This window comes from Paramagnetospirillum caucaseum (assembly GCF_000342045.1).
Lineage (GTDB): Bacteria > Pseudomonadota > Alphaproteobacteria > Rhodospirillales > Magnetospirillaceae > Phaeospirillum > Phaeospirillum caucaseum.
Window position 1 is genome coordinate 1 of sequence record NZ_AONQ01000131.1, and the last position, 4,952, is coordinate 4,952.

The window sequence follows — 4,952 nt, forward strand, 5'->3', positions numbered from 1 at the left end:
CGCCCCTGCTGGCCGAGGCGCGGCGGCGCATGGAGATGCTGGCCGAACTGACCGCCGAGCGGCACGAGCGGCAGCGCCGCCGCGCCATGGGCGGCGATGCGGCCATGGAAGCCTTCCTGGCCGTCCATCTCGCCCCCGGCGACCTGCTGATCGAGGTGGGGGCCGGCAACGGCGACCACGTCTTCCACGCCGTGGACCACTGTCCCGAGCTGCTGGTCCTCGCCCTGGAGCCGTCGGTGGGTGAGGCTGAGATGCTGCGCGACAGCCTGGGCATCGCCGGGCTGGAGGATCAGGTTGAGGTGATCGCCGCCGCCGCCGGGGCCGAGGCCGGCCAGGTCCTGGCCTCGCGCCAGAACCGGAGCGGCGCCCGCGTCTTCGCCCTGCCCGGCTGGGTGCCTGCCGCCACCCCCATGGCGCCGCTGGCCGCGCTGCTGGACGAACGGCCGCAACTGGCCGGCTGCCGCGTGGTGGTGCGCCTGGATCAGGCGGGGTGGGAGGATGCCATCGTTGCCGGGCTGGCCGGACGCGCCGCCATCCTGGCCCTGGAACACCGCGAGGGCTCGGTGGCGGCGGCATGTCTGGCCGAAGCGGGATACGGGGTATGGCGCTTCCCCGAGGAGGCGGCCTGCGGCCCGCTGGCGCCGTTCGACGGCTCGCCGGGGCCGGTCCTGGCCCTGGGGCCGGGCCTCGCCCCCGCCGCCCATTACGGCCCCGCCTCCCTGCCGCCCTCGCCCGCCCGGATCAAGGCCGAGGCCGAGCGCGCCGTCGAGATCGCCAGCCCCGGTCCCGCCCTGCAGGCGGAAGGGCGGATCGGCGAAGCGGCCGGCCTGTATGCCCAGGCCCTGGCCATCGATCCCTTCTGCGCCACGGCCAACGCCAATCTGGCGGTGCTGCAGCACATGGCGGGCAAGAGCGACGCCGCCATCGCCGGCTTCACCCGCGCCCTGGGCCAATCCCGCCATCCGGCGATCATGGCCAATCTGGCCGGAGCCCTGCATCGGGCGAAACGCCTGGACGAGGCGGAAGCCCTGCTGGCCGAGGGGCTGGCCGCCGACGGCGGCAATGCCGACCTGCTGCACGACCTCGCCTTGGTGCGCCGCGACCAGGGCCGCCTGGACGAGGCAGAGGCGCTGCTGCGGCGGGCCCGGATTCTGGCGCCCGGCCGCCCGGGACAGGACTGGGCGCTGGCCCGGATTCTGCTGGGGGCCGGCAAGCTGGCCGAGGGACTGGCCCTGCTGTCCAGCCGTCCCGCGCCGCCCAGCCGCGCCCCCGGGCTGCCGGAATGGGACGGCGGCGACGCGGTGGCCGCCACCCTGCTGGTGGAGGTGATGGAAGACGCCGCCGACGCCGTGCTGCTGGCCCGCTTCCTGCCCCTGGCCGCCGGCAAGGGGGCGCTGGTCACCGTCTCGTGTCCCGACGACATGGTCTCCCTGTTCTCCGACCTGCCCGGCGTCGAGCAGGTGGTGGGCGAGGACGACCCGCTGCCGCCCTGCCAACTGCGCGCCAGCCTTGCCGCCCTTCCCGCCCTGCTCGGCCTGACGGAAACCGCCCGCCCCTCGGGCTCGGGCGGCTATCTGGTGGCCGGACGCGGCCGCCGCCCGGGGCGCGACAACCGCCTGCGGATCGGGCTGACCTGGGGGGGACGGCACGGCGAGACCGGCTGCCCGCTGGGCGACATGCTGATTCTGGGGGTCGATCCGGCCTTCACCCTGCTGGGGCTGGCCGACGAGGCCGATCTGGATCGCATCGAGGCGGAAGGCGCCGACGCCCTGGTGGAGCGCCCCATCCCCCAACCCGCCGATCTGGCCGAGATGGCCGCCCTGATCGCCGGCGTCGATGTGGTGGTGGGCTGCGACACCGTCCAACTCCATCTGGCCGCCGCCCTGGGCAAGCCGGTGATGGCCCTGCTGCCCCACGGCTTCGACTGGCGCTGGCCCGAGGGCCGCGAGGACAGCCCCTGGCACGCCTCGGCCCGGGTGTTCCGCCCCGATCCGGCCGGCGGCTGGCGGATTGCCCTGCGCCGGGCGGCCGAGGCGCTGGCGGTGATGGCGGAGAGGAAGGCGCGGCTATAGCTCGGCGGCCGGCGCCACGTCCTCGTAGGTCTTGAGCACCACGTCGGTGCCGGATTCGATCTCCAGCAGCCGCACCTCGTAGCCCCACAGATTGGCGATGTGGCGCAGCACCCGGATGGTCTCGCCCTCGTCGAGCAGCATGCCGTTCTCGACGAAGTGATGCAGGATCAGCCGGCGGTCGCCGGCCAGATCCACGTCGACGATCTGGATGTCGGGCTCCAGATGGGCGATGTCGTAATTGCGCGCAAGGGCCTTCCTGACATGGCGGTAGCCGCGCTCGTTGTGGATGGCCGCCACGTCCATGTGGGGGCTGTCGGATTCGTCGTGGATCTTGAACAGCCGCATCTTACGGATCAAAGCGGGCGACAGGTACTGCAGGATGAAGCTTTCATCGCGGTAATCGGCCCAGGCCTGACGCAGGGTGCCGTAGGGGTCATTGTTGCCGGCGAAATCGGGGAACCACTCGCGGTCCTCGTCCGTGGGACTCTCGCACATGCGCTTGATGTCGTTCATCATGGCGAAGCCCAGGGCGTAAGGGTTGATGCCGGAATAGCGCCGGTCGTCGAAATCGGGCTGGAACACCACCCCCGTGTGGGAATGCAGGATTTCCAGCATGGCGCCGTCGGACAGCATGCCCATCTCGTGCAGCCGGTTGACGATGGTGTAGTGGGTGAAGGTGGCGCAGCCCTCGTTCATCATCTTGGTCTGCTTCTGGGGATAGAAGTACTGACTGATCTTGCGCACGATGCGGATGATCTCGCGCTGCCAGTCGGCCAGCCGGGGGGCCAGCTTCTCCAGGAAATAGAGGACGTTCTCCTCGGGCAGCCCCAGGCGCCGCTTGCGCTCGGCCAGTTCCTGCGAGCCCATCTTGGCCGCCGCCTTCTTCGGCACCGTCCGCCACAGATCGTTGAACATCTGCTCCTGGTAGGCGCGGCGCTCGGCGGCCCGCTTCTCCTCCTCGCGCAGGTCGGGGGTACGCTTCCTGGGGTATTTGTGCACCCCGTGACTCATCAGGGCGTGGGCGGCGTCCAGCACCCGCTCCACCGCCGCATGGCCGTGGCGCTCCTCGCACTTGGCGATGTAGCTCTTGGCGAATTCCATGTAGTCGAGGATGCCGCGCGCGTCGGTCCACTGCCGGAACAGGGTGTTGTTGGCGAAGAAATGGTTGTGGCCGAAAGCGGCGTGGGCGATCACCAGGGTCTGCATGGCCATGGAATTCTCTTCCATGATGTAGCTGATGCAGGGACTGGAATTGATGACGATCTCGTAGGCCAGCCCGCGCATGCCCTTGCGGTAGAGGGTCTCGTCGCGGGCGAAATGCTTGCCGAACGACCAGTGCTTGTACATCAGGGGCATGCCGATGGAGGAATAGGCGTCGAGCATCTGCTCGGCGGTGATCACCTCGATCTGGTTGGGATAGGTGACCAACCCCATCTCGCCCTTGGCGATCGTCTCGATGGCGTCGTAGGCGCGGCTGACCTTCTCGAAATCCCAGTCGGCACCGGTGAAGAGAAGTGGGGAGGATCCGGTCATGGTTCGGCCCCCTCCCCGCCCGACCAGGCGGCATTGTCGCCCCGTTCCTTGGAGAACAGGTCGCGGAACACCGGGAAGATCTGGCTCCTGACCCGCACCCGGCGCATGGCGAAATTGTCGGCGGCCTTGGCCACCTCCTTGTAGGTGCGCCACAGGTCGGAATCGCGGCCCAGCCAGTCCTTGTACTCGGCGCCCACCTCGATATAGGCGAAGTACTGGGTGGCCGGCAGGATCGCGTCGGCCAGCAGCCCGGCGGTCTTGGCGTTGTCCGACGAGGTGTTGTCGCCGTCCGAGGCCTGGGCGCAATAGATGTTCCAGTCGGCCGGCGAATAGCGGTCCTCGATCACCTTGCGCATCTCCTCCAGGGCGGTGGACACCACGGTGCCGCCGGTCTCGGTGGAGTAGAAGAAGGTGTCCTCGTCCACCTCCTCGGCCTCGTGGGTGTGGCGGATGAACACCACCTCGACGTTGCGGTAGCGCCGGGTCAGGAACAGGTAGAGCAGCATGAAGAAGCGCTTGGCCAGATCCTTCATGTGCTCGGTCATGGAGCCCGACACGTCCATCAGGCAGAACATCACCGCCTGGGTCACCGGCTTGGGCACATGCTCGAAGCGGGAATAGCGCACGTCCAGGGGGTCGATATAGGGAATACGCCGGGCCTTGGCCACCAGACGGTCGAACTCCACCCGCAGGTGGGAGAGGCGTTCGGGATCGGCGCCGGATTCCTCCAGCGCCTTGATCTCGTCCTCCACCTCGGCCAGTTCGGCCGGCTTGGGCCTGTTCAGCGCGATGCGGCGCGACAGCGAGTTGCGCATGGTGCGCACCACGTTGAGATTGGCCGGCGAGCCGGTCACCGAATAGCCCGCCCGGGTCGGCGTGGTGGATTCGGTCTGCTTCAGCTTCTTCTTGACCAGGTCGGGCAGTTCCAGGTCGTCGAGGAAGATGTCGAGGAACTCGTCGCGGGACAGCACGAAGGCGAAATCGTCCTGGCCCTCGCCGTCGGGGCTGCCCTCGGAGCCGCCGCCCTCGCCGCCTTCCTGCTCCGGCTTTTTGATGCGGTCGCCCTCGACGAAATCCTTGTTGCCGGGCACCACGTAGTCGCGCACTCCGCCGTCGGCGGCGCGGCGGAAGCTGGGTTCGCGCAGGCCATCGGCGGGGATCGAGATCTTCTCGCCGTTGGCGATGTCCTGGATGGAGCGCGAGCCCGAGGCGTCGCGCACCGCCTTGACGATCTGGGCACGGGCACGGCGCAGGAACCTCTGCCGGTTGGCCAAGCTCTTGCCCTTGGGATTGAGACGCCTGTCGATGACGTTCATCATTCTAGTCCCTCGATCGCCCTGGTCCTGG

Annotated in this window: 3 protein-coding genes; 1 reads left to right on the forward strand and 2 read right to left on the reverse strand. The window is 69.1% G+C overall.

Translation table 11 applies throughout. The features are described 5' to 3' along the window. The coding region (locus H261_RS22410) for a tetratricopeptide repeat protein (protein ID WP_008622374.1) at positions 1-2,072 on the forward strand (2,072 nt) is incomplete at its 5' end. On the opposite strand, the gene H261_RS22415 is transcribed toward H261_RS22410, so the two are convergent. Then, positions 2,067-3,605, reverse strand: coding sequence for a SpoVR family protein (locus H261_RS22415; protein WP_008622377.1), 1,539 nt, complete (start codon positions 3,603-3,605; stop codon positions 2,067-2,069). The genes H261_RS22410 and H261_RS22415 overlap by 6 nt on opposite strands. After that, complete coding sequence (locus H261_RS22420; RefSeq protein ID WP_008622378.1) at positions 3,602-4,921, reverse strand: YeaH/YhbH family protein; 1,320 nt, start codon at positions 4,919-4,921, stop codon at positions 3,602-3,604. Before H261_RS22420 ends, H261_RS22415 begins: the two co-directional genes overlap by 4 nt. Positions 4,922-4,952: the final 31 nt, after the last annotated feature.